Origin of the sequence: Bacillus cereus group sp. MYBK195-1 (assembly GCF_051916605.1) — a bacterium.
Lineage (GTDB): Bacteria > Bacillota > Bacilli > Bacillales > Bacillaceae_G > Bacillus_A > Bacillus_A cereus.
In genome coordinates this window covers 83,344-108,079 of the sequence record NZ_JBQAGZ010000001.1, presented here as the reverse complement: position 1 = coordinate 108,079, position 24,736 = coordinate 83,344, and the positions used below count along the sequence as shown (strand labels likewise).

Below are 24,736 nucleotides of genomic sequence, written 5' to 3'. Positions count from 1 at the left end.
GATGAGAGTCGCCATTTTTACCGATACTTTTACGCCACAAGTTAACGGGGTTGCGAAAACGTTAGAGCGATTAACACAATATTTTCAGAAAGAACAGATCGCCTATTCTGTTTTCGCCCCTCAGCATACAGCTGAAGATAATTTTGTAGCGAATGTGAATAAGATGAGAAGTATCCCGTTAACAATATTATATCCAGAATGTCGTTTTTCTTTTCCTACTCCGCGCATTAAACGGGAACTACTTTCCTTTAAACCTGACATTATTCACATTGCCACACCTTTCAACATGGGACTTTGTGGATTGTATTATGCAAAAAAGTTAAACATCCCAGTTGTCGGTTCTTATCATACTGATTTCGATGCCTATTTACGTTATTACAAAATCGAATTCCTCTCCAATATGCTGTGGAACTATTTAAAATGGTTTCATAGTCATATGCAAAAAAATTTTGTACCTTCCTTTGAAACATTACATCAATTAAAAAACAAAGGCTTTCAGACCCTCTCTATATGGGGACGTGGTGTAGATTGCACACTCTTTCATCCTGCTTACAATACAGACCTATTCCGAAAAAAATATAATATTACAGCGAAGTATGTCCTTTCCTATGTTGGACGAATTGCTCCTGAAAAAGATATTGATACGCTGCAACACCTTATCGTTAAAACAGCACATACTCGAAACGATATTCATTGGCTCATTGCAGGAGATGGTCCTCTAGCAACAAGTTTACGTGAAGCTGTTCCGAAAACAAATATCACTTTTACTGGCTATTTACAAAGTGCAGATTTAGCTGAAGCATATGCTTGTTCTAACATAATGGTGTTTCCATCAGCTACTGAAACATTCGGAAATGTCGTACTTGAATCACTCGCATGCGGTACACCTGTCATTGGTGCAAATAGTGGCGGGGTTAAAAATATTATTACAGATGGAAAAACGGGAGTTCTTTGTCCGCCTAAAAATGAAGATGCATTTCTATCATCCATTTATTTTTTATTACAAAATGCAGAAAAACTTGAGCAGATGGGAATAGCAGCTTCATCTTTTGCGAAATCAAAGAGCTGGGATGAGATCTTTCGTGGCTTGCTTAACCAATATGAAGAAGTCCTTCAGCATAACGCATCAGAGTTGCTTGCTTAAATAGAAAAACTCCCTTCAAAAAACGAAGGGAGTTTATTACATGGTCATAAATTTTAGTTTAATAAATGATACATAAGGTTAAGCATTGTTTTATTTCTATATTAATTATACCAAAAATAAACATAACTAAACAGACTTGTAATAAAAACCCATAAAAATTAATATATGGTTATACAGTATTTTAACTGTATAATGATTTTAAAAATTCCCTTTAAAATCAACTTACTCACATACCTTTATACAGCAATTGTTCCCCAATTCTGTATATCAAAAAACCTTTCATTCATTTGAAAGGTCTTTTTGAGCCTGCACATATTCTTCTTTCGTATTTACATTTATAAACCAATCCGCATTCGCTTGTACATCTTCTCCAGAAACATATTTCACATTACATTGTGATAAAAGCTGGCCCACACTTCTTTTTTCTTCCTGAAGTAAAGCATAAATCTTTTCTTTCACGCGGTTGTGATACGCTGCAAGTAACGGTTGTTTTCTTCCATTAATAATAGGTACAACCGCATCATATTCATTGCTCGTTTGCTCTAATAAAATGGTAAACCATTCATGCGAAACATTTGGCGCATCGCAAGGCATAATAGCGTACCAATCTGCTTCTATGTATTCCATACCTGATACAATGCCGGCCAGCGGTCCATTCCCTTTATAGTGCGGGATATCCTCTATAACAGGAACTTGTACGAATTGCTCTACTCGCTCTTTTATATCAGTACGGCTAATTACTACAATGTCTTGCAAAGTATTTCCCATCACTTTCACAATATGCTCAACAAAAGTAGTTCCCTTCCAAATTGCTAACGCTTTCGGCTCACCAAACCTACTCGACATACCACCCGCTAATACAATCCCAGCACACTTACTCATTGGCGATGCAGCTCAAATGTAATATGGCCTAATTCCGGTAAAATTAATTTATTCATCGCAAGTCGAACCGCTCCGCTAGCCCCTGGCATCGAGAAGACTACTTTGCGCCCAATTGTACCACCAATCGCTCTACTTAACATTGCGCTGCTTCCGATATCTTCTAAATAACTAATCATACGGAACAGCTCACCAAATCCAACAATTTCTTTATCTAATAACGCTGATACTGCTTCAATTGTGACATCGCGTTTCGTAATACCAGTACCGCCATTTGTTAATACAACATCTACATCTTCCTTATGATAACCAGCTAACACTGCTTGCTGAATACTTTCTTTATCATCTTTTACAATTTCATAAGAAGTTACTTTATGTCCTGCTTCTTTTAACAATTCATGTAATAGTTGTCCGCTCTTATCTGTTTCTTCCGTACGTGTATCGGAAATCGTAACAATCTTGCAACGCACTTCTTTTGGAGCTTGTTTTTTATGTTCAGTTACACTCATTTTTTATCTTTCCTTTCTTAAAGACTTTTCTTCATTTTATCATACATACCTTTACACAATTATGCATGAAACCAATCATGCGCCATGATACAATATAAGTATGCTAACCCACAAAAAGGAAAGTGCACTTTCTTATACTCCTAGACTACACATCTTTAGCTACTCTTTATATTTTCTACATAATAGAATTCAATTTTAAAACTTGTACTAAAAAATAAATTGGAGGTCTACATAGTATGGAACTTTATAAAAAATTAACAACAACATTTATCCTCTTATTCATCGCTTCAATCACTGTCGGCTTTTCCTTAAAAGGTGCAATTCCATACGCTACATTAGTAAGTATTATATTCGCGACACTATTTTTACTAAGTAGTGCCTTTTGCGCAAGTAAAGCACGTCAAATGAAAGGTTGATTACATATGTTCAAAAAGAAATCAATCTTTTGTAAATCATGTAAAACAGAAATACAAACGTATGAAAAAGCGTGGATTCATATGCCCATTCCGGCGAATGGCATGACGAATATGAAAAAGTATATGGAATTAGAAGGACAAATTTATTGTAGTTCGTGTGTTGAGATAATGAACAAAAACCAATAAATACAAAAGGGGTGTTTACATTGTTTGAATCAAACCGTATCCAGTTACGAAAGTTTTCCGAAGATGATATTCTAACATATTATAAATGGCATAATGATGTAGACGTTATGAGTTCAACTACACTCACTCTTGATAAATATTCCTTTCAAGACACAGAAAAACTTTGCCAGCAATTTATTCATTCTTCGAACTCTAAGAGCTATATCATTGAAGAAAAAGCTACGCATCTTCCAATTGGTATTACTTCTTTAATTCATATTGATTCGTATAATCGAAACGCTGAATGCATTATTGATATTGGTAAAAAGGATTACTGGGGGCAAGGTTATGGGCAGGAAGCTTTAACCCTATTATTGGATTATGCATTTTTAGAATTAAATTTACATCGCCTTTCTTTACGAGTATTTTCTTTTAACGATAGAGCAGTTAAATTATATAAATCACTTGGTTTTCAACATGAAGGAACTTGTAAAGAAGCTATATTCCGCAACGGCACTTGGCATGACATTGAACTCTTCGCTTTATTCCAACGTAATTATAAATAAAAAAAGCTTTGCGCTCACCGCGCAAAGCTTTTTTTCATATATTATAGACCAGCTTGCTCTTTTAAAGCTGCAGCTTTGTCTGTACGTTCCCATGATAGATCTACATCAGTACGTCCGAAGTGGCCGTAAGCTGCTGTTTGTTTGTAAATTGGGCGACGTAAGTCTAGCATTTTAATAATACCAGCTGGGCGAAGATCGAAGTTGTTACGAACTAGTTCTACTAGTACGTCTTCAGATACTTTACCAGTGCCGAATGTATCAACTGAAATTGATACTGGTTGTGCTACACCGATTGCGTATGCAAGTTGTACTTCTGCTTTTTCAGCAAGACCAGCTGCTACGATGTTTTTCGCAACATAACGAGCTGCATATGCTGCAGAACGGTCAACTTTCGTTGCATCTTTACCAGAGAATGCACCGCCACCGTGGCGAGCGTATCCACCATAAGTATCAACGATGATTTTACGTCCTGTTAAACCAGCATCACCTTGTGGTCCACCAATTACGAAGCGGCCAGTTGGATTAATGAAGAATTTCGTTTCTCCATCCATTAATACTGCTGGTACTACAGCTTTAATTACGTGCTCTTTTAAATCGCGATCGATTTCTTCCCATGTAACATCTGGGTGATGTTGTGTAGAAATTACGATAGTATCAACACGTACTGGTTTACCATTTTCATCATACTCAACTGTAACTTGCGTTTTTCCATCTGGACGTAAGTATGATAATGTATCATCTTTACGTACTTCAGTTAAACGGCGAGCTAATTTGTGAGCAAGCGAGATTGGAAGTGGCATTAATTCTTGTGTTTCATTACATGCAAAACCAAACATTAAACCTTGGTCTCCTGCACCAATCGCCTCAATCTCAGCGTCAGTCATTTGACCTTCGCGTGCTTCTAGCGCTTGGTCAACACCCATAGCGATGTCAGCGGACTGCTCATCGATAGATGTTAAAACAGCACAAGTTTCTGCATCGAATCCGTATTTTGCGCGTGTGTAACCAATGCCTTGAATTGTTTCACGAACGATTTTCGGAATATCTACGTAAGTAGAAGTCGTAATTTCCCCCGCTACCAATACTAAACCAGTTGTTACAGTTGTTTCACAAGCTACACGTGCATTTGCGTCTTTTGATAAGATCGCATCTAAAATTGAATCAGAAATTTGGTCACAAATTTTATCTGGATGTCCTTCAGTTACAGACTCAGATGTGAACAGATGACGTTTTTTTGTCATGTGGTAAACCTCCCTACAGTAATTGTATATATTGTACGGAACTCATCCTTAATTTGCCACAAACTGCGACATACATTTATTCTCCCACACAAGCATACAGAAAAACCTTTCCTACTTTACATAGAGGAAAGGTTTAATTTGCTACTTGCATACTGCTTTTTGCCCTTCGCTCTTATCGTTCGAGACCTGTAGCCTCGCACAGGTTTTAGCACCTATTCACCTGCATTTATCAATACAAGTGAGGTTGCTGGGCTTCATCGGGCCTGTCCCTCCGCCAGCTCGGGATAAGAGAGTATCCGTCCCAACCTATACTAAAGAAATGATATTCATTTGTCAATTAATATTCACATTTTCCTGAAAGTTTTTCTCAATACGCCTGAAATGAAATATTAATAGGGAAATAATGCATTCACACAAACAAAAAGAAATAAATAGTATACATTATTTATATAATTGTGTTATACTCTTGTTGGGGATTACGAGAAATATTTCATTAAATGAAAAGGATGGTATATAAATATGAGTACTGTGAATGTCCAAATTGGTTTACACGAATTATTGAACGGAAGCAATGCACAGATTCAACTAAGTGTTCCGCAATTAGTGGAAAAAGTATTAATGCGAAATGAAGGGAAATTAACTTCTACTGGTGCCGTTTCTGCTTCAACAGGAAAATATACAGGACGTTCTCCTAAAGATAAATTTATTGTGAAAGAAGCATCGGTTGCTGACAAAATTGCTTGGGGAGCTGTGAACCAACCGATTTCTGAAGAACATTTTAATAAATTATATACTAAAGTTTTAGAATACTTAAAAGAAAAAGAAGAGTTATTCGTCTTCAAAGGATTTGCAGGCGCTGACCGCAATTACCGCCTACCAATTCAAGTTATTAACGAATATGCATGGCACAATTTATTTGTACATCAATTATTCATTCGTCCAACTGAAGAAGAATTAACGACTCATGAATCAGAGTTCACAATTGTTTCTGCACCGAATTTCAAAGCTGATCCAGCTGTTGACGGTACAAACTCCGAAGCATTCATTATGGTTTCATTCGAAAAACGCATCGTATTAATTGGTGGTACAGAATACGCTGGAGAAATGAAAAAATCAATCTTCTCTATTATGAACTTCTTATTACCTGAACAAGATATTCTTTCTATGCATTGTTCTGCAAACGTAGGTGAAGAAGGCGATGTAGCATTATTCTTCGGTTTATCTGGAACAGGTAAAACAACATTATCTGCTGATCCAAACCGTAAATTAATTGGTGATGATGAGCACGGTTGGTCTGATAACGGTGTATTCAATATTGAAGGCGGTTGCTACGCGAAATGTGTAAACCTTTCTCACGAGAAAGAACCACAAATTTTCGATGCAATCACATTTGGATCTGTTTTAGAAAACGTTATCATTAATGACCAAACGCGTATCGCAGACTATAACGATACTACTTTAACAGAAAATACTCGTGCTGCATACCCTATGCATGCGATCGACAATATCGTACTGCCAAGTGTTGCTGGACACCCAAATACAATCATTTTCTTAACTGCTGATGCATCTGGCGTATTGCCTCCAATCAGTAAGTTATCAAAAGAACAAGCTATGTATCATTTCTTAAGTGGTTACACTAGTAAACTAGCAGGAACAGAGCGCGGTGTTACATCTCCGCAAGCAACATTCTCAACTTGCTTCGGTTCACCATTCTTACCACTTGATGCATCTCGCTATGCTGAAATGCTTGGTGAAAAAATTGAGAAACACGATGCGAAAGTATTCTTAGTAAACACTGGCTGGACTGGTGGCGAATACGGCGTTGGTAAACGTATGAACTTAGGTTACACTCGTGCAATGATTCAAGCTGCATTAAACGGTGAACTTGCGAAAACTGAAACAGCTAAACATGACATCTTCGGTCTTGAAGTTCCACTTCACGTACCAGGTGTACCTGACGAAGTGTTAATGCCTGAACAAACTTGGGCTGATAAAGCTGCTTACAAAGCAAAAGCAATCGAACTTGCAAATGAATTCAAAGCTAACTTCAAAAAGTTCGACAGCGTATCTGAAGACATTATTAACTTAGGCGGTCCAATCGCTTAAATTAAAACTTTCTGTTGAAATAACCCTTTACTCATATGAATAAGTGTCGTGTAACCGTAAAGTTTCGCGTACTCACCGACAAAACCCAATGCGGCTTAACGGTTACACACACTTACATAAAAAAGAAGCTTACGTGAAAACGTAAGCTTCTTTCTATATCTTCTCTCTTCATCTATGACTTACCTCGATAAATTACAGAAAATTCATTTTATAATCATTCGTTTTCATTTTTTTTATGATACAATTTACATATACAGGAAAGGGTGAGACTTATGAAAAATTTTTCTCGTACAGGAAAAGTTTTATTCGGTTACGGAGCGATCCAACTATTTTGGGGACTTGTGATGCTTAACGTTAATTTATTTCAACATACAAGTGAAACGATAAAATATATTATTCTAATTACCGGAATAATTTGTTGTATTATATCCAACTTTTTTAAAGAACCTCAAAGTCATACTAATACGTAATTTCATGTTAACTTAATGGAAGCGGAAACCTGCATTTTATGCAAAGTTACACTTCCTGTTGTAATATCATCACTTATCCCAGAATAAACCGATTTTCACATAGCCAAATTATGGATTCGGATATATAAATTATATCCCTACTCGCTACATCTCTCTGTTTTCACACCACATGGGGCCAAAAAAGTCCCCGACCGCTTCTATCCGTGGCTGGATCATCTATCCCATCTAAAAAGAAGTCTTTTAGCTTTTTATCTTTTTAATTCTTTCTCATCTTTCATGCTATAGTATCCTAAATTAACAACGATTAAGAAATAACCACCCATAATCCCTACTGCAAATGCCCACATAACCATGTGGTGCTCAATTTCGTACATAATAATAGCACCCAAAATGGCAGCTGCAAAACGGTTAAACATACCGAGTGTCGGTGCTTTCGTCTTCTTTACAATACTATCTCCAAGCTTCTCAATTCTTCTCCCTAAAAGCCAAACGCAATACATACTTACAATAAGCCCAATTCCAGCACCTAAAAAGTGTGCTGAAAACGGTGTTAACATCCATCCTAGTAACAAAATACCTAGTATATAATACGATTGGATTTTAAATGATCTTAGTGACATACTAATCATGCTGTACCTCTCTTCATTCGTTCTTATCTATCCAACAAAAAATTTCTTTCAAATTCATATTCCTTACATCTATTTCACTCAAATTAAAAACAACATAAACAGTATGTTTATGTTGTTTAAATATTTTTAGGAAATAATATTATACAAGATTTCAAACATCATATCCTCATATTTTGTGACGGTTTTTCAAACTTTTTTCGTCCATTTATGAAAAAAATGATATCAATCTATGAACATACGGATATGATGTAATAAGCACACAAATAAAGGGGGCGTCTAATGATTTATTTTTTAATGGCTCTCATTCACATCATTATCCCTGCACTTATTGGACTTTCATTGTATTGGTACACGAAAAACCATAGCATTTTTTACGCTGTCCTCGGTGTTCTTCTTCCAGGTATTATTCTTATTACACTCTTCCGTATTCCATTTTTAAACTTAATTCCACTTATTACTGCTATCTTATTTCTCATCTTCTTACCAAAAATAAAAAAATAGGAAAGCAGATCATAGGTGATCTGTTTTCCTATTTTGATATAGGTTCCCCTGCAATAGAATGAACTTTTACTTTCTCCGATTTCACAAACCATAGACCAACAAAAATGATAATTCCACCGATGATTTGTTGAAACGATACATATTCATTTGCCCAGACAGCTGCAAATAGAACCGCTACAAGCGGCGTTATATACATATATACCATCGTATGTGACGCCCCAATTTTTTGAACACCAACATACCACATTACTAGACCAAATACTGTTACAAAGAAAATAGAATATAGTAAAGCAAATAGTGTCATTTCGTGAGTAATATGAAATGGCATGACAAACACATGTGGACCACTTAACAATAATAGCGGAATCGCACCGACTAATGCAGACCATGCTGTAACACGTAATGCTGAATATTTTTTAATTAATGGTCCTGCTAAAACAGGATAAAGTCCCCAGCATATTGATGTAATAAGTCCAATTCCATTGCCATAAAAAGAACTAGTAAGCGAATGTCCTGCTACTAAAACTAATGCTGCACCAACAAAGGCAGTCATAGAACCGATTAACTTTCGAGAAGAAAACTTTTCTTGTTTCAAGAAAATCGCAAATGCAGTTGTAAAAATAGGTGAAATAGAAATGAGTAAAGAGGCATTTGTAGCAGATGTATATTTGACAGTTTCCATAAATAACGTTTGATACAGTACAATACCTACAATGCTAACGATAATTAATCTAGGTAGATCCTTTCGCTCCATATAAACCGACTTTTCAATAAAAAAGGTAAGGAGTAACAGAAGCGGTGCCGCCGCCATCATGCGAAGTGCAGTAAACTCAATTGCTGTAAATTCTAAAAGTCCATACTTCGCAATTGTATAGTTAATCCCCCAAATAATAACAACACTCAAAATTAACAACTCAATTCCCCATCTTCTCATGCGTATCCCCTCCGCAAAGAAGATTATACAGAAAATTCAATCATATGTACATTTCATTATGTGAAAAAATCTTTTTATTATATGAAACGTTTTGGTAAATGAAATTATATCGACGATTTTCTGAATATATCGGCGCAACTCCATTTATATCGGCGATTTTCTGAATATATCAGCGCAACTCCATTTATATCGGCAATTTCCCAAATATATCGACTTATCGACAAAAATCGACAATAATAGCGACTTATAAAATAAAAAAGGTGATTCCAAAATACATTTTGGAATCACCTTTCCTTTACTATATTCGAACGTGTAACTTCATATTTGGATTATAAAACTGGCTTGGGCTCTTTAACTGAAAAGTTCCTCCACCTTCATGCCAATCAACAGTTAACTTATCATCCATAAATACAAGCTTTGTACGATCAGCGATAAAGTTCATTGTGCTTGATTCAATATCCACATCGCGCTCATCTTTCTCTGCTACAGCTACTAAATCGATAATTCCGCTCATAACACAACCGCAACCTTCATTATCGTAAAATAACTTTATATATTTCGCTTCACTTGGAATCGTATCCATAATCTTTTTATATGCTGCTTCTGTTACAGTAACGTACATACGTTAATCTTCATCCTCTCTTCTCTTATCATTCATATATTGTATCACCATTTTTCTTAAAAGTTATATACAGAAAATTAAGACTAATATACAATGTATGTGATAAAGTTTCAGCAATCGAGCTTTTATGAATAGTTCATGCAGAAGAAAGGAGGTTTACTATCCGTGTTCAAACTACAACGATATCCTATGTTATTAGGGTCTCTTGGGTAGTTTCTTCATTTCTAGCGGAATACTGTTACAGCATGTACTTCCCTATTCTCATTCTATCGGCTGGATTCTAGGTTTTATTTGTTACCTATCCGCTTCTTATTTTACTACGAAGAATACAAACAACTCATAAAGCAAGAATCATCTTAAGGAGGATTATCAAACATGCCAGCCTTAAAAAAAATAGAGCAATCACTCAATCACTTATTCCAAATTGAAAAATACGGAAAAGATAGTGCCTTTAGTCGATTTATCCCAGCCGTATATGATCCTATCAAATTTCCTTGGCAACAATTTTTCGACGCAAATTTTGTAGATTTATTTAACGGCCTTATGATGCACGGATCTGAAAATGTAAACAAAGTATTTTTAGCTGTATTCCCTACAGATGACGTTCTTGAAACATTCATTTCACAATCCACACCTGGTGATTTACTCTTTATGCACCATCCCCTTGTAATGGAGTGTGGTGATCCGCTTGGAAGATCAGGTCGCGGTTTCATACCAATTCCTGAAAAATATTTGCAAGGAATAAAAGAAAAACAACTTTCTATATATACATGTCACGTACCAATGGATTTTCATCAAACGCATGGAACGAGTATTTCAATTGCAAAAGCATTAAACGCTACTGTAGTGGACGACTTTGCATATGGAGGTCCAGAACAAGAACCAATTGGCCTTATTTGTGAAATAGATGAAACATCAACAGAAGCACTCCAAAAACATCTAAAAAAACTCTTCCAGATTCCTTACACAGACTTCGAAGGTAAACGACATGATTCTATCAAAAAAATCGCAATTATCGCTGGATGTGGCGATGTTGTATCTTTAATGAAGGAAGCAGAAGAAAAAGGTGCTGAAGCATATATTACAGGAGAAATCCATTGCCATATCGACAATGATTACGGCCGACATAAATACTCGCTCATTATGGAGTATGTAAAAGAAACGAATATGTCTCTAATTGGTGTGTCACACTCTGCCTCTGAATATTTAGTGAAAGAGACATTGATGTATGATTGGTTTAAAGAGAATTTTGATGTGGATGTTATTTTGCTTCCGCAGGAGAAATGGTGGCTCTAACGCTATCATTTTTTAAATTTATATACACAATACAATCGACCACAGAAAAATAGATAAATGTGAAAGCACCACCTGTACCAACGTAAATGCTTTCGTTGTGCCGGAAAACGAACCTACTGGTAGCACCGAGTTTACTGGTGCTACCAGTATTACAGCATGAATATATATTCTATTTTTCTAATCACTGACATATAGCAATTCATTTCATAAAAAAAGACCCGAGATTCGGGTCAACAAATAGAAATATAAATGAACTACAACAAATAACAGACAAAGCCATTATATATTTTTCATAGTAAAACATCCATTATTTTCTTTTTACACTATCAATATATTATTTTTCGTTATAGTCCTCTTTTTTAGAACGTCTACCTAAGAAGAACACAAAAACATTACTTCCAAATAAGTGATGTTTTTTCTATTTAATGCAGTGGTAACATAACCTCAACCGTTGTTCCAACCCCAACTTCACTTTCAAAACTCATTTTACCACTGTGGTCTTTAATAATTTTTTCTGTAACTACTAAACCTAGACCAGTTCCTGTTTCTTTCGTTGTATAAAAGGCTTCATTTAACTTTGGAATTTTATCTTTCGGAATACCACATCCCTCATCTTTCACTTGAACGATGATTCCATCTTTTACAGTAACTTTAATCGTAATTGTTCCCCCAACTGACATTGCTTCAATTGCATTTTTGATTAAATTAAAAAAGACCTGTTTTAATCGTTTTTCATCACATGTAATGGACGGTAAGTCTTTACTGTAAATACCTTGTATGTGGACTCCTTGTTTTAAAGCAGGCTTTTCCATAACTCGAATAACATAAGAGATAATTTCTTGTATGTTATGAGTTTCTGATTCTAGTGATTTAGATTTCTCAAATCCACTAAGTTCTGTAGCAATTATATGAATCCGATCTACTTCTTGTTTCATAATATCACTATAAATTTTATCCTCTGGATGCTTGTCTGCCTGTTTATTCACAAGTTTTTTTAAGTTTGCTAAAGGTCTTCTAATCTTATAACCAATAACCGTTGCCATTTTTCCAACAGCTGCTAGTTTTTCTGTCTGTTTTATTTCTTTGTCCATCATCTCAAGCGTACGAACGTAAGACTGAACCCTCAAAAATATAATCCAACATATGATAGTAAATACACTATATAATGCCATTGGGATTAAAACGAGAGAAGATTGAATAATGATTCCTGTAAGAGCGTACTTCCCGACAAGTATCGCTGGAACTAACCAGAAATATCTTTTGTTCACAAAGATTGGTGCGAACAAAATAAAAAATACTTCTACTATATTTCCACCGTCAAATTCCGCATCGCTACCATAATAAATCATAATGTTATGGATACAATCTAATACATTATAGCCAATTAGAATAATATACTTTACCACAAAAACATTCTTCCATTTCATAAAGTATATTCCAATGCAAAACAATACTACCGTCAAAAAGTAAAGCCATAAACCTAAACCATCTTCAAACTTTCCTACGCCTTCTTGCTCTCCCGCGATTAAAGGTACGATAAATTCATAGGCAAGATCATACACAAAAAATATAATAAAAAATAAACTTAAAAATACTTTCAACGCCTTTATTTCTTCATTTTTAAATATATAGCCTTTATTCATATGGTAACTCCTAGCTTTTCTTCCACTTGGATTTCAGTATTTCCACACTTCCTTGGGAGAATGATGTCTATTCTCGTTCCAGTATCTCTTTCACTTGAAATATGCAGCTCACCAAGGTGCTCGGCGACAATTCGATTCGCTACCGTAAGTCCCAGACCAATTTTATCTTGTTTCGTTGTATAAAAGGCCTCTGTAACACGAGTTAAGTTTTCTTGCTTAATACCATGACCATTATCGATTACGCTGATCATTACATATTCTTTCCCTTTATTCTCTAATTGCAAATGTAATATGCCACCTTGTTCCATTGCCTCTAAAGCATTTTTTATCGTATATAAAAAGACTCCTCTTATTTTTCGTTCATCACATTCAACTTCTATTGTTTTTTCTTCCACATTAGAAATAAACTGCACGTTTAATTCATTCATTTTTCCGCGAAGACTTGTTATTACTTGTAATACAATTTTTCCTACATCATGTTTCTTATAAATAGAAGGTTTGCATGTAGCAACTTCCATCAACTCGCTTATCATATTATTCATATTTTCTATTTCAAAAATCATACGTTTATAAATAGGATCCTCTTCATGCTTCTCTCGTTGTAATTGCGTAAATCCTTTTAATGAAGCCAGTGGATTTTTAATTTCATGTCCAACAGTCGCTGCCATTTTTCCGATTACTGCTAATTTTTGTGATTCACTAGCAATCGCAATACTTTCCTTTACAGCTGAAAGATATTGTAAAAATCGATTTAAAATGATATATGCAGCTATTAACATAAGCGTACACATAATAAGGAACATAAATGCTTTTATTTCCTCTAATACAAATAAATAAATTAAATATTTTCCTAAAATAGAGGAAAGCAAAAACACATAAAATTTTTTATTTAAAAATATGGGTACAAAGAAAATGAGAATAATTTCTATTATATTTGTCGCATCAAACGCCGCCTTATTATAAAAAATATACGAAACTATATTAGCGATTTCTATCCCTATGTATGCAAATATCCATGCATATTTAACAAGGTTTGCCTTCTCTTTTTTCAGTAAATATATATTCACGCATAGTATTGCTACTCCGCAAATAACTTGCCATATTATGTTGTATCCCTTATCCATTATTGATTTATCTTCTAATACGATTGCATAGAAAATTTGATATACAATAACAATGACATATAACACCCATAAAAGGATTTTTGCATTCCTTTCTTCTTCTTTATATGATAGAAAACTTTCTTTCACTTCAACACCCCTTCAAAATAACATCTCAAAGAATACCATTTATTATAATAAATGATTTTCATAGACAAACAAAGATAAATCGAACATTTGAGGAAAATCATCCCAACGATGCAATACCTTCATGCTATATACAAGCATAAAAAATGTAAACAATAATACGTATATTATGGGAGGTGTTTTTTATGGATGGCAAAAAAATAAAAAGACCGAACAACTCCAATCTTTCATGCGTGAAAATGAAGGAAAAGAGATGAAAACTCTTTAACTGCCAGTGATCGTTTCCGAACGATTAGGCATAGTGCAGGGAAATGATACTTTCTTAACAGGCTCACCACTCCTTTATGATGGATTACTTATTATCGGCGGAAAGATGGAGGATCATTCTCTTAACAAAGCAAGTTCATTTGTCGTAGAATCATATAATCGCTTTAAGCCGATTGGCTCCTTCCAAAACTGCTCTTCTATTATTCAATCTTTAAATATCGAAGGAAAACCTGGTTTTTTAATAGAATAAGACCCTACGCGACTAGCAAATGAATTTATTAAAGCTATAACAAAACAACGCTTTTGGGATAGAACATATTCATAGAATAGGGGGACATTTATGTTTGTTACTGTCGAGAAAGATGTGCATATTTTTGTGCAAGACGTTAATCCTGGTCCAGGTAGTAAGACTGTTTTCTTCGTTCACGGATGGCCTTTAAATCATCAAATGTATCAATATCAACTCAATGTTTTACCAGAGCATGGCTTTCGCTGTATCGCCATGGATATACGAGGGAATGGGCAATCTGATAAGCCATGGACTGGTTACACATATGATCGATTAGCCGATGATATCGCAATTGTTCTGGAAGCACTTCAAGTAGAGAACGCTACATTAGTCGGTTTCTCAGTTGGTGGTGCTCTTTCTATTCGCTATATGTCTCGCTATAATGGGCGCCGCATTTCTAAGCTCGCATTAATTGACGCTGTCTCCCCCTCTTTCGTTAAAAATCAAGAGTCCCCTTACGGTGTACCGAAAGAACAAGCAGATGCTCTCATTAATCAAATGTATGCTAATTTACCAAAATTTTTAAATGACGTATCTTTATCCTTTTTCAATAGAAACTTAGGGGCTGCAACCCTTGAATGGTTTTCTTATCTCGGTATGCAGTCCGCTTCTTATGCCCTTATCAAAATTTTACAAGCAGCTGCAAATGAAGATGTAACGAAAGATTTAAATAAAATTAACGTCCCAACAAAAATCTTCCACGGCGTTCACGACCAACTAATTCCTTACAAAAGTGCTGAGCTTACGCAACAACGAATTAAAAATTCTCAGTTACATGCTCTTACAAATAGTGGTCATGGTTCACCAATCGATCAAGCGGATGAATTAAATAAAGAACTGATAAAATTTTTACATACATAACAACTGCAATACAAGAACGAAAGTTAATATAATCGATTTTTTCACAAAACATAAAATTCACATATTTCTCACAAATACACAAATAAAACGATTACATTTTCATATATACTAAATGTACAGGTAATACTCCCTAAACCCAGCTTGTCTGGTTACCCCGTTAAATACTATGAAAAAAGAACTTGTATCGTTATACAAGTTCTTTTTGTTTCTTTTATTTAAAGAGGATATCTGTACTATATTGATTTCCAACGAGTAAATCATATTGGAGCATTTTATATTGCTCTAACATTTCTTTTTGTTTCTTTGTTAAATCATTGATTACTTCTCCATTTTTATCAACTTTTAATTCATCTCTAAGCACTGGTATTTCCTTGTAAAGTTCCGATAAAAATTGATAAAATAAGGATTTATTTAATCCTGCATAATCAAAAATAAGATTAGAAAAATGAATTGGGCTTACTAAACCTAAATTATCATTTGGCATATCAAAGTTTGCATACATTAATAGCGGCGTTTGCGCCATCGCTAAACGTTCACTCGGTGTTTTTTCATTCGTTATATACCCGTTTTCTTTATAAAAAGATTTATTTGTTCCTAATGATGGAAGATGATCTCCAAAGAATACTAATAATGTAGGTCTATCTAAATTATCTAGTTGCTCTATTAAATATTGAAGTGCCTCATCTGAACGTCTTAATCCTTCTGTATACGTCTCTAATTCTCCTTTTGATTCTTCATTTTCTAGCCCGCTAATTTCTATTAGGTTTTCACCAAATCGGTCCTCTGTAAATGGAAAATGATTTTGCATCGTAACTGCATGAATAAATGTAGGTTGTTTTTGTTTCTCTAACTCAGCAATTATCTCTTTACTCATCGCTAAATCACTAATATAATCTCCATCAATATCCACATTTTCCATCGTGTCATCTGCATTAAATTTATCAAATCCTAACACCTTATATACATCATCACGTTTAAAGAATGTGCGACCAAATGAATGAATTGCACTTGTGTAATACCCTTCTTTTTTCAACGCCGTAGGGATTGATGGAATTTCTTTCTTATTTGTAATAACCTGCTGATATGGTATAGAACCTGGCTTTAACAAACTCATTGAATAACTTGTTAATGCTTCAAATTCAACGTTCGCTGTATTTCCCCCAAATGTAGGAGAAATAGTTTGTCCCCCAGGAAAGTTTTCTATATAATGATGCAAATTTGGTACAGGATCTTCACTAAAAGAAAGGTTTGTTACTTTCGTCGGATCCCAAAACGATTCACTCATTACAAAAATAATATTCGGTTTCTCTTTTTTCTTTTGATTCCCTATATTTCCACTATATTGTTTTTTTATATCGTTTGCTATTTGAAGCATATTTTCTTTAGAATAATTTTTTGGTTTTTCCATAACTGTTGTATCTAAATTGCTAATAAACCCAAGTACAAAACCATTTGAAGCATAGTTCTCATTTTGATTCCACAAAACAAAATCTACACCTGATTTTTGAAATACTTTATTCATAAATGTATTCGCAAAATTACCATACGCATATAGAACAAAAATAGATCCTACTACTAATAAGGCTCTTATTCCTAGATGAATCTTTACATTTTGAATATACCTTCTCATATATATCCCTGCTACAATACAAGCTACGATACTTACGATAATGACAAAAATATAACTCCAACTAAAATAGTCCATCACCATCGGTATAACAGATTGCATATGCGTAATTTGTGTGAAATCAGAAGGATATAACGGATCACCTCTGAAAATAAGCTTCAAATAATTCACAATACATAAAATGACTAACGTACAGCTCGTTAAAACCATACTTAGAAAAACCTTACCTATTAAATTATATACAAGAATATATATTGCATAAATTACTACAAAACTTAATATAAACTGCATATTATAAAAGTAAATCCAATTCATTGCCTCTATGAAACTCATATTAACTTGCATGACAATATAAAATAACGCTACTGTATGAGCTAATAAAAGTAATATAAAATGCACTCGCAGGGATGCTCTAAGTATAGACATCTCTTTTTTATTGAAATGCGTAATATAAAACGTTATGCCCCATATGAAAATCATCATAACACTTAAAACAAGCTTTTGATTTAAATGATCTTTCATCATGTCTAAATTAAAAACCTTTAAAATCATAAACAGCATAGTTATTACTAATAAAGTCACCATACTACTTATAATGCTAGAAATTAATATATTTCTTTTTGGAAGATGAAAAAGTGTAGAACCATACTTCAATTCATTCCCTCGTTTCTATGTCTTAATTTCCCCCACATCGAAAGAACTATTTCTATTAAAATAACATATATTACATATTTCGTCTGCATACTTGCTTCTACCATAAATGTATTGTCTTAATATTCCCTTAATCAACAGTTAAATTGTGGTATACAAATTACTCATTCTTGAAAAACTTAATTTCAGCATTCCACTTTATGATATAATAACTATGTTTTGGAAATCCTTAATACTATTAAAGATTTCACATAAAAATACGAAAGAATTAATAAAAAAGGAGTTGCTCATTTTTGCTTACTAAGTTTAAGAGTTTGCCTAAAGCGGTATATGCAATTTTGGCGCTTTCTTTCCTGTTGCACGTTTTTTGTTTAGTAAAACAGCCAGGATTAGATGGAGAGTTAGTCAAAGTAACATATGGTGCAAATGATGCCTTTAACTATTCGTTAACAGCTGAACAACTATTAAAACATGGTGTATTTGGTTATGTGTATTTAGAACCTAGTGAAGTTCCAGGGAAAAATGCATATATTACACCAGGTCAGCCATTACTATTAGCTGGCGCTATGATTATTTCTGATATTACATCAATTCCTTACTATTACGTAGCAACTGTTATTAACATGATCATGAACCTTTGCACAGTGCTATTAGTATTCTTAATAGGAAAAGAATTGTTCGAAAAAAACATTTATGGAATTGTTGCAAGTATTTTATATGCTATTTATCCAAGTAACTATACATACTTCCGTACATTGCTAACAGAAGTTCCATCCATATTCTTATTGGCGTTATGTGTATATGTATTTGTTCTCGCATGGAAATACAATAAAGTGAAATTCCATATATGGTTTGGAATTGTCGTTTCAATTTTACTTATGTTCCGTCCAAATCCAGCTCCAATGATGCTTATTCCTGTTCTTGTTGTGTTATTTACATATGGATTTAAAGAATCCATTCGAATCGGATTGTTATGGTTTATCGGACCTTTCTTTATTATTGGCGCATGGGTTGTTCGTAACTACTTAGCACTCAACCAATTTATTTTATTCTCAACCCAAGGTGCAGATCCACTAATTGCCGGTGCAGATCCATTTAATAAAATTGGATATGAAAATATAGTAAATGAAATGAGAGCTAAAGGCTTAGATGACAAAGGTGCATACGCAAAAGAATTAATTAAGAACGGATTTAAGACGGACTTCACTTATTGGTTCTCTTGGTTCACTGTCGGTAAAACAATTGAATTATTCAAAACAGCTCCTGCTGTAGACCAATATCGTATTCACAACTTTATGCAACTATGTCATAGAGTGTTTATCATCGGTACATTCTTGAGCAGCTTCTGCTTCATGCTAAATTCATTTAAACATAAACGCGTTATGATGCTAGTAGCAAGTTCAATTATTTACATTATCTTCTCAAACTTATTCTTAGCAATTAATCGCTATGGATTTTTCATTAATCCTCTTATGTGCTTAATTCTTGCATACGGATTAATTCACATTGTGCAGAAGCTTCCATTCTTCCGCACTAATCAAGCATAATAAGAAAGAGGTCGTCCACCGTTGGACGACCTCTTTCTTATTCCCCCACACTTTACACACGGCCAATTTGTCCATTCTGTAATCACACTTTAATTCCGTATGTATGTGTGTCTGTATTTGTCAAAATATCTTTCACAACACCACTCACTGTTTTACGTATAAATGCAAGTTTTTTACAACTATTACTATAACGAAAAGAGAAAATGATTAGTATGTGTATTATATAAAAGGAAGCAGCCATATTTTCCATACGATACATACGAGCACTATAACTACAAAATCAAAAAAATCTAATCTCGGTCCTTTTTTCATATTCATATGTAGCCACATATGAAACCATTTTATTTTTGTATATTTATAGATGTTTTTCTTTGTAAATCGGTAAATAAGCATTTGCATAATAAAAAATCCGGCCACAAAAATAAATAATAAGATGAGAAATCCAATCACAAAATTCCTCCTATTTTTGTAGCGTTTTTTCTACTATCCGATTTTTCAAAACCCACTCTTCAAACTGGGCACTTCCAAATTCCCAACTAAGATCGCGAGCATGTACAGAAAAAACGTAATAACCGGCATATTCGTCCATAAACCTACCTAACTCTACATCGTCTTTCTGAATACCGTATACTCCAAAATTAAAATACACATCCCATACGTCTTCATTCTTCCTCTTATAAGCAATCGATTCCATATCACATTCTGTCCCGAAATAATCAAGATGTAAATGTACGCTATCATCGTATTCGTACTCCATTTTATCACCCCTTATATTTGTACTTCTTTACCACCCAAAAAATTCCTGCTATCTACACTCACATATGGGCACTTACCTACATATCATGCTTGTAGAGTGACTTCTAGGAGGTGTTATATAGTGAAAAAATTAATCGCGATTTTTTGCATCATGTTACTAGCTGTTTTTACTTTTGCTGCTTGTAGTAGTAAAAAAGAAAGTACGAAAGAACAAACTCAAAACATTCGCGTCGGCGAAGTTACCCATTCTCTCTTCTATGCCCCATTATATGTCGGGATTGAAAAAGGATTTTTTAAAGATGAAGGACTAAATATTGACCTACAAACAACAGCTGGTGGCGATAAAACGATGACCGCCCTATTATCTGGCGGAATTGATATTGCTCTCGTCGGTTCTGAAACGTCTATTTACGTTCATCAACAAGGAGCGAAAGATCCTGTCATTAACTTTGCACAGCTTACACAAACAGATGGGACATTTTTAGTTTCACGTAAAAAACTAGACTCTTTTAATTGGAATGACGTAAAAGGTGTTACATTTTTAGGACAGCGTAAAGGCGGCATGCCGCAAATGGTTGGGGAATACGTTTTAAAGAAAAATGGCATCGATCCTCGGAAAGATACAAACTTAATTCAAAATATCGAATTTGCTAATATTGCAAATGCCTTTGCATCTGGTACAGGAGAGTTTGTGCAGCTCTTTGAACCGACTGCAAGCATATTCGAAAAAGAAGGTAAAGGTTATATCGTCGCTTCATTCGGAAATGAATCTGGTACTGTTCCTTATACAACGTTCATGGCAAAAGAAAGTTTCTTAAAGAAAGATAAAGCTGCTGCTGAAAAGTTCACACGTGCGCTCTATAAAGCACAGCAATGGGTTGATACACATAGTCCAGAAGAGATTGCTGCTGCTGTTTCTCCGCTATTTAAAGACACTTCGAAAGACATTACAGTAAAAGTAATTGAACGGTATAAAAAACAACATTCTTATGCGACAAATCCACTACTAGATGCGGAAGAATGGAAACAGCTCCAAACGATTATGAAAGACGCTGGTGAATTACAAAAAGAAGTCCCACATGAAGCGCTCGTCAATACAAAAATTGCCGAAAGCGTTATTAAGAAATAGAGGCGAAGTGTATGAGTTTTTTACAAATACGTAACGTTTCTCACTGTTTTTTCGCAAAAGAGAATGCCAAACTTGTTCTTGAAGATATGAGCTTACAAGTGGAAGAAGGCGAATTTATTTCTATACTCGGCCCAAGTGGTTGCGGTAAAACAACGCTCCTCTCAATCATTGCTGGACTACTTGATCCAATTGATGGTATCGTCTTTTTAGATGGTGAACCAATTACAACGAAAACTTCATCTATGGGATATATGTTGCAGCAAGATTACTTATTCCCGTGGAAAACGATTGAAGAAAATATTATGCTTGGACTTCATATTCGAAAGATTTATGATGAACAGATGAAAGAACATACTTTAAATCTTTTAAAACAAGTCGGTCTACATGGGATAGAAGGACAATATCCTAGTGAACTATCCGGCGGTATGCGTCAACGTGCTGCTCTCGTTCGAACGTTAGCAACTGATCCGAAAATTTTATTACTAGATGAACCATTCTCCGCACTCGATTATCAAACGAAATTAAAACTAGAAGAACTCGTTTTCAACTTACTAAATAAATATAAGAAAACATCACTACTTGTTACTCACGATATTGAAGAGGCGATTGCGATGAGTGATCGTATTTATTTACTTCAAGCGAATCCTGGAAAAATCGCAAAAACCTTTATCGTCCCGGAAAGTATCCGTTCTTTATCACCGTTAGAAGCACGCCATCACTACGATTTCCCAGCCCTCTTTCAAGATATATGGAAGGAGCTGGAACGACTTGGATAATATAAAACAACTACATGAACAATTTCGAAAGAAAGAACGCAGGCGTGCTTGGATTGCTCGCTCATTACAGCTTTTACTACTTATTCTTTTCTTTGCACTATGGGAAATAGCTAGCAAAAAAGAATGGATCGATCCTTTACTCTTTAGTTCTCCTTCGAGTATTTGGGACCTCTTCTTAACGAAATGGATCGACGGTTCACTTTGGGCCCACATATGGACGACATTGCTGGAAACAGGAGTAGGCTTCATTCTCGGAACGGTACTCGGTGCTATTATTGCCACGTTTCTTTGGTGGATGCCACTTCTAGCCCGCATACTTGATCCTTACCTCGTCGTTCTAAATGCAATGCCAAAAGTTGCACTCGGTCCAATCATCATCGTTATTTTCGGTCCAAACATTTCATCTTCTATCGCAATGGGAGTAATCATTTCCATCATCATTACCATTCTCGTTATTTACAGTGCATTTCAAGAAGTCGATTCTAACTATATAAAAGTGATGGACACATTTGGCGCAAATAAATGGCAATGTTATAAGCAAGTCGTTCTCCCTGCATCCTTTCCAGCAATTATCTCAACGTTAAAAGTAAATGTTGGTTTATCCTGGGTCGGTGTTATTTTCGGAGAACTTCTCGTTTCCAAACAAGGACTTGGCTACTTAATTAGCTACGGATTCCAAGTCTTTAACTTCACACTCGTCTTACTTAGCGTACTACTCACATGTGTTCTTGCAACTCTTATGTATGTATTTGTTGAGGCATTTGAAAAAATTCTAATTGGAAAAAGAAAAAGAAGCTGACTCAAAACAGTGCGCTATAGTCAGCTTCTTTCTTTTACCTTTTATCACACATTTTCGTTTCATTTGTAATGTTTCCATCCGCAACCGTAACTGTATGGAAACAGTCTTTCACACGTACTGTAACGACATTATCTTTTCGATCTATCACATGATAATCATTAAACTTTTCATTCAAAGCACTACGAATTTGCTCCCCTTCAAAAATCGGAAAACCGTGAGACATTACCCAAATGAGACCAGCAACAGCAAGAATCGTTTTCATACGTTTCATTACCTCCTCGAGAGTAAACTTATAGTCCCTACAACACGCGCATTATAATTGTGTCTAAATTGTGACATTTTTATACTAATTCTATTTTATACCGCAAGTTCCTTCTTCTTTTTAATAAAATACAGAATTTTCAATTTTATAAACATAAAAAAACGCAAAGAATTAAAAATTCTTCACGCTTTTCTTTAACGAAACTATATCGAATGCATAACTCACATTAGTCTCCACTTTGTTGTTCTATCGTTTTTGAAACACCATATAATCCCGACAGCACTTCCGCTCTCATTTTTACAAGCTCAGGAAACTGATAGAAGAAAGCAATTTTCTTATATTTTAACTCTGTTCCTTCTTTCACCTTTTTTGAATCTTGTAAAATGAACGCTGTAAATGTATCTGCGATATCTTCCGTTACATTTGTTGTTCCATACAGCGATACAAACTCATCATGCTTTTCTTTATAAAATTTAATTTGTGCCTCTTCACTTTCTTCTACTTTCTTTTCTGTCCACTCTTGCTCAATTGGTTTCCAAAATTCATTATAAAATTGGTTAATATACGAAGTTTTTCTCGCACATCCATTTTTCAAGAACACCGTGTTACATTTATTTCGATATGATGAAATGTCTTTCTCTTCATCAAACGCCTCTAAATATTTCCTATCCACTGGTACTTGTTTATGCCCAATCGTTAATACGTGAGCCGTTTCATGAATTAATGTTTTCATCACTTCATCTATATTCACCCCAGAATCGAGCACGTCTAAACTAAGCAACCAATCTCTCGGGTCATCCATACTTGGCATGACATGGGCAACAACGCCGTCATAACCATCCGTTATTAAATCCACCCCCGTTATATTCTCACGATATTTCACTGGAATGAGAGTGCGATACATGTCCCATAACGTTTCATGATACTCTCTATCTTGTCGCTGGCTTAACAAATCATCTTTTGCTACTTCGTCATCTGCAAAAACTTTATTCAATCTCTTACGATCCAATTTTTCAAAATAAGGATCTACAATTTCATCATCATCGATATAATAAGAAGCTAAAAAGAAGTAATTGTCATCCTCTTCTTTTTTCTGTTCCGCCTCTTTCATATTCATACTTTCATACTCTTCTATGTCATAATCCTCTACTTTTTCAAGTTCTGAAAGTCCCTCTATCTTTTTATATACTTTTTGTAATGTTTTATCTCCTATTTGCGTGCACTCTTCTTCTGTTTTACAAATTTCTTTTTCTTTCGTAACCTCGATAGCACTCTCGCATCCTGCAACTAAACTGCTTGCTATAATACAACACACTAACTTGCCATACAGTTTCTTCATACAATCCCCCATTATTCCATTCTACAAAATATCATAATCATTTTTTTGCGAATATGCGATAATTA

Annotated in this window: 26 protein-coding genes, 2 pseudogenes and 1 riboswitch; of the genes and pseudogenes, 14 read left to right on the top strand and 14 right to left on the bottom strand. The window is 34.7% G+C overall.

From position 1 onward, the window contains the following. The first annotated feature begins 1 nt into the window (after position 1). Positions 2–1,144, top strand: a complete 1,143-nt coding sequence (locus ACTFRY_RS00645) for a glycosyltransferase family 4 protein (protein ID WP_001261603.1) — start codon at positions 2–4, stop codon at positions 1,142–1,144. A 279-nt stretch (positions 1,145–1,423) separates the two neighbouring features. Here the strand turns inward: ACTFRY_RS00645 and ACTFRY_RS00640 are convergent, their stop codons facing one another. Both ACTFRY_RS00640 and ACTFRY_RS00635 read right to left on the bottom strand, forming a co-directional pair. Further along, on the bottom strand, positions 1,424–2,026 hold the full coding sequence (locus tag ACTFRY_RS00640; protein WP_000030832.1) for a molybdenum cofactor guanylyltransferase: 603 nt from the start codon (positions 2,024–2,026) through the stop codon (positions 1,424–1,426). Then, positions 2,023–2,532 (bottom strand): MogA/MoaB family molybdenum cofactor biosynthesis protein, encoded by a 510-nt coding sequence (locus ACTFRY_RS00635; RefSeq protein ID WP_098616301.1) that lies wholly within the window; start codon positions 2,530–2,532, stop codon positions 2,023–2,025. The genes ACTFRY_RS00640 and ACTFRY_RS00635 overlap by 4 nt, the downstream gene beginning before the upstream one ends. A gap of 236 nt (positions 2,533–2,768) precedes the next feature. Here ACTFRY_RS00635 and ACTFRY_RS00630 point away from each other — a divergent pair, with 236 nt between their 5' ends. From ACTFRY_RS00630 to ACTFRY_RS00620, 3 genes are read left to right on the top strand one after another with little or no spacing between them, the layout of a single operon-like run. After that, positions 2,769–2,948 (top strand): hypothetical protein, encoded by a 180-nt coding sequence (locus ACTFRY_RS00630; protein WP_000424800.1) that lies wholly within the window; start codon positions 2,769–2,771, stop codon positions 2,946–2,948. 6 nt (positions 2,949–2,954) lie between these two features. Next, on the top strand, positions 2,955–3,134 hold the full coding sequence (locus tag ACTFRY_RS00625) for a hypothetical protein (RefSeq protein ID WP_086392302.1): 180 nt from the start codon (positions 2,955–2,957) through the stop codon (positions 3,132–3,134). Between the two features lie 20 nt (positions 3,135–3,154). Beyond that, positions 3,155–3,679, top strand: coding sequence for a GNAT family N-acetyltransferase (locus ACTFRY_RS00620; RefSeq protein WP_000464130.1), 525 nt, complete (start codon positions 3,155–3,157; stop codon positions 3,677–3,679). Between the two features lie 41 nt (positions 3,680–3,720). On the opposite strand, the gene metK is transcribed toward ACTFRY_RS00620, so the two are convergent. Further along, the gene (gene metK, locus ACTFRY_RS00615; protein WP_098616302.1) at positions 3,721–4,920 is read right to left on the bottom strand and encodes a methionine adenosyltransferase; all 1,200 of its coding nucleotides are present in this window, start codon (positions 4,918–4,920) and stop codon (positions 3,721–3,723) included. A gap of 169 nt (positions 4,921–5,089) precedes the next feature. Further along, positions 5,090–5,211: riboswitch (SAM riboswitch) on the bottom strand. A 228-nt stretch (positions 5,212–5,439) separates the two neighbouring features. Between metK and pckA the strand changes: the two genes are divergently transcribed. Both pckA and ACTFRY_RS00605 read left to right on the top strand, forming a co-directional pair. Then, positions 5,440–7,026: a phosphoenolpyruvate carboxykinase (ATP) gene (gene pckA, locus ACTFRY_RS00610; RefSeq protein ID WP_000108802.1), complete on the top strand. Its 1,587-nt coding sequence runs from the start codon at positions 5,440–5,442 to the stop codon at positions 7,024–7,026. Between the two features lie 272 nt (positions 7,027–7,298). Further along, positions 7,299–7,496, top strand: coding sequence for a hypothetical protein (locus tag ACTFRY_RS00605; RefSeq protein ID WP_000788126.1), 198 nt, complete (start codon positions 7,299–7,301; stop codon positions 7,494–7,496). Between the two features lie 248 nt (positions 7,497–7,744). On the opposite strand, the gene ACTFRY_RS00600 is transcribed toward ACTFRY_RS00605, so the two are convergent. After that, positions 7,745–8,125: an ATP synthase subunit I gene (locus tag ACTFRY_RS00600; RefSeq protein WP_016118766.1), complete on the bottom strand. Its 381-nt coding sequence runs from the start codon at positions 8,123–8,125 to the stop codon at positions 7,745–7,747. A gap of 279 nt (positions 8,126–8,404) precedes the next feature. Here ACTFRY_RS00600 and ACTFRY_RS00595 point away from each other — a divergent pair, with 279 nt between their 5' ends. Beyond that, positions 8,405–8,626 (top strand): hypothetical protein, encoded by a 222-nt coding sequence (locus tag ACTFRY_RS00595; protein WP_000639041.1) that lies wholly within the window; start codon positions 8,405–8,407, stop codon positions 8,624–8,626. Positions 8,627–8,654: 28 nt separating this feature from the next. Here ACTFRY_RS00595 and ACTFRY_RS00590 read toward each other — a convergent pair whose 3' ends face one another. Together ACTFRY_RS00590 and ACTFRY_RS00585 are read right to left on the bottom strand one after the other, a co-directional pair. Beyond that, a complete protein-coding gene (locus tag ACTFRY_RS00590; RefSeq protein WP_136986129.1) occupies positions 8,655–9,560 on the bottom strand; it encodes a DMT family transporter in 906 nt (301 codons plus the stop codon). Positions 9,561–9,858: 298 nt separating this feature from the next. After that, on the bottom strand, positions 9,859–10,182 hold the full coding sequence (locus tag ACTFRY_RS00585) for an iron-sulfur cluster biosynthesis family protein (RefSeq protein ID WP_000289569.1): 324 nt from the start codon (positions 10,180–10,182) through the stop codon (positions 9,859–9,861). A 375-nt stretch (positions 10,183–10,557) separates the two neighbouring features. Here ACTFRY_RS00585 and ACTFRY_RS00580 point away from each other — a divergent pair, with 375 nt between their 5' ends. After that, complete coding sequence (locus ACTFRY_RS00580) at positions 10,558–11,478, top strand: Nif3-like dinuclear metal center hexameric protein (RefSeq protein ID WP_098616304.1); 921 nt, start codon at positions 10,558–10,560, stop codon at positions 11,476–11,478. Positions 11,479–11,900: 422 nt separating this feature from the next. Here the strand turns inward: ACTFRY_RS00580 and ACTFRY_RS00575 are convergent, their stop codons facing one another. Both ACTFRY_RS00575 and ACTFRY_RS00570 read right to left on the bottom strand, forming a co-directional pair. Beyond that, positions 11,901–13,121 carry an ATP-binding protein gene (locus ACTFRY_RS00575; protein WP_440032065.1) on the bottom strand — a complete coding sequence of 407 codons (1,221 nt, stop codon included), beginning with the start codon at positions 13,119–13,121 and terminating at the stop codon, positions 11,901–11,903. Beyond that, positions 13,118–14,371 carry an ATP-binding protein gene (locus tag ACTFRY_RS00570; protein WP_098616305.1) on the bottom strand — a complete coding sequence of 418 codons (1,254 nt, stop codon included), beginning with the start codon at positions 14,369–14,371 and terminating at the stop codon, positions 13,118–13,120. Before ACTFRY_RS00570 ends, ACTFRY_RS00575 begins: the two co-directional genes overlap by 4 nt. 268 nt (positions 14,372–14,639) lie before the next feature. Between ACTFRY_RS00570 and ACTFRY_RS00565 the strand changes: the two are divergent. Together ACTFRY_RS00565 and ACTFRY_RS00560 are read left to right on the top strand one after the other, a co-directional pair. Further along, positions 14,640–14,960, top strand: a pseudogene (locus tag ACTFRY_RS00565) (catalase); the annotation flags it as partial. A 15-nt stretch (positions 14,961–14,975) separates the two neighbouring features. Then, positions 14,976–15,785, top strand: coding sequence for an alpha/beta fold hydrolase (locus tag ACTFRY_RS00560; RefSeq protein WP_098616306.1), 810 nt, complete (start codon positions 14,976–14,978; stop codon positions 15,783–15,785). Positions 15,786–15,996: 211 nt separating this feature from the next. On the opposite strand, the gene ACTFRY_RS00555 is transcribed toward ACTFRY_RS00560, so the two are convergent. After that, positions 15,997–18,066: an LTA synthase family protein gene (locus tag ACTFRY_RS00555; RefSeq protein WP_098616307.1), complete on the bottom strand. Its 2,070-nt coding sequence runs from the start codon at positions 18,064–18,066 to the stop codon at positions 15,997–15,999. Between the two features lie 290 nt (positions 18,067–18,356). Between ACTFRY_RS00555 and ACTFRY_RS00550 the strand changes: the two genes are divergently transcribed. Beyond that, positions 18,357–19,610, top strand: a complete 1,254-nt coding sequence (locus tag ACTFRY_RS00550; RefSeq protein ID WP_000956220.1) for a glycosyltransferase family 39 protein — start codon at positions 18,357–18,359, stop codon at positions 19,608–19,610. An 82-nt stretch (positions 19,611–19,692) separates the two neighbouring features. Here the strand turns inward: ACTFRY_RS00550 and ACTFRY_RS00545 are convergent. The 3 genes and pseudogenes from ACTFRY_RS00545 to ACTFRY_RS00535 all read right to left on the bottom strand — a co-directional run. Further along, positions 19,693–19,764 (bottom strand): annotated as a pseudogene (locus tag ACTFRY_RS00545) (DUF2196 domain-containing protein); the annotation flags it as partial. A gap of 65 nt (positions 19,765–19,829) precedes the next feature. Continuing rightward, on the bottom strand, positions 19,830–20,060 hold the full coding sequence (locus tag ACTFRY_RS00540; RefSeq protein WP_000578984.1) for a hypothetical protein: 231 nt from the start codon (positions 20,058–20,060) through the stop codon (positions 19,830–19,832). 10 nt (positions 20,061–20,070) lie between these two features. After that, complete coding sequence (locus ACTFRY_RS00535) at positions 20,071–20,367, bottom strand: DUF3986 family protein (RefSeq protein WP_000455580.1); 297 nt, start codon at positions 20,365–20,367, stop codon at positions 20,071–20,073. Positions 20,368–20,487: 120 nt separating this feature from the next. Between ACTFRY_RS00535 and ACTFRY_RS00530 the strand changes: the two genes are divergently transcribed. Genes ACTFRY_RS00530 through ACTFRY_RS00520 form a run of 3 tightly spaced genes read left to right on the top strand, consistent with a single transcriptional unit; the run spans position 20,488 to position 23,070 of the window. After that, the gene (locus tag ACTFRY_RS00530; protein ID WP_000733149.1) at positions 20,488–21,495 is read left to right on the top strand and encodes an ABC transporter substrate-binding protein; all 1,008 of its coding nucleotides are present in this window, start codon (positions 20,488–20,490) and stop codon (positions 21,493–21,495) included. An 11-nt stretch (positions 21,496–21,506) separates the two neighbouring features. Beyond that, complete coding sequence (locus ACTFRY_RS00525) at positions 21,507–22,271, top strand: ABC transporter ATP-binding protein (protein ID WP_000009060.1); 765 nt, start codon at positions 21,507–21,509, stop codon at positions 22,269–22,271. After that, the gene (locus ACTFRY_RS00520) at positions 22,264–23,070 is read left to right on the top strand and encodes an ABC transporter permease (protein WP_000368768.1); all 807 of its coding nucleotides are present in this window, start codon (positions 22,264–22,266) and stop codon (positions 23,068–23,070) included. Before ACTFRY_RS00525 ends, ACTFRY_RS00520 begins: the two co-directional genes overlap by 8 nt. A gap of 34 nt (positions 23,071–23,104) precedes the next feature. On the opposite strand, the gene ACTFRY_RS00515 is transcribed toward ACTFRY_RS00520, so the two are convergent. Together ACTFRY_RS00515 and ACTFRY_RS00510 are read right to left on the bottom strand one after the other, a co-directional pair. After that, positions 23,105–23,332, bottom strand: a complete 228-nt coding sequence (locus ACTFRY_RS00515) for a hypothetical protein (RefSeq protein ID WP_000849112.1) — start codon at positions 23,330–23,332, stop codon at positions 23,105–23,107. A 226-nt stretch (positions 23,333–23,558) separates the two neighbouring features. Beyond that, positions 23,559–24,671 (bottom strand): hypothetical protein, encoded by a 1,113-nt coding sequence (locus ACTFRY_RS00510; protein WP_061664563.1) that lies wholly within the window; start codon positions 24,669–24,671, stop codon positions 23,559–23,561. Positions 24,672–24,736 lie beyond the last annotated feature (65 nt).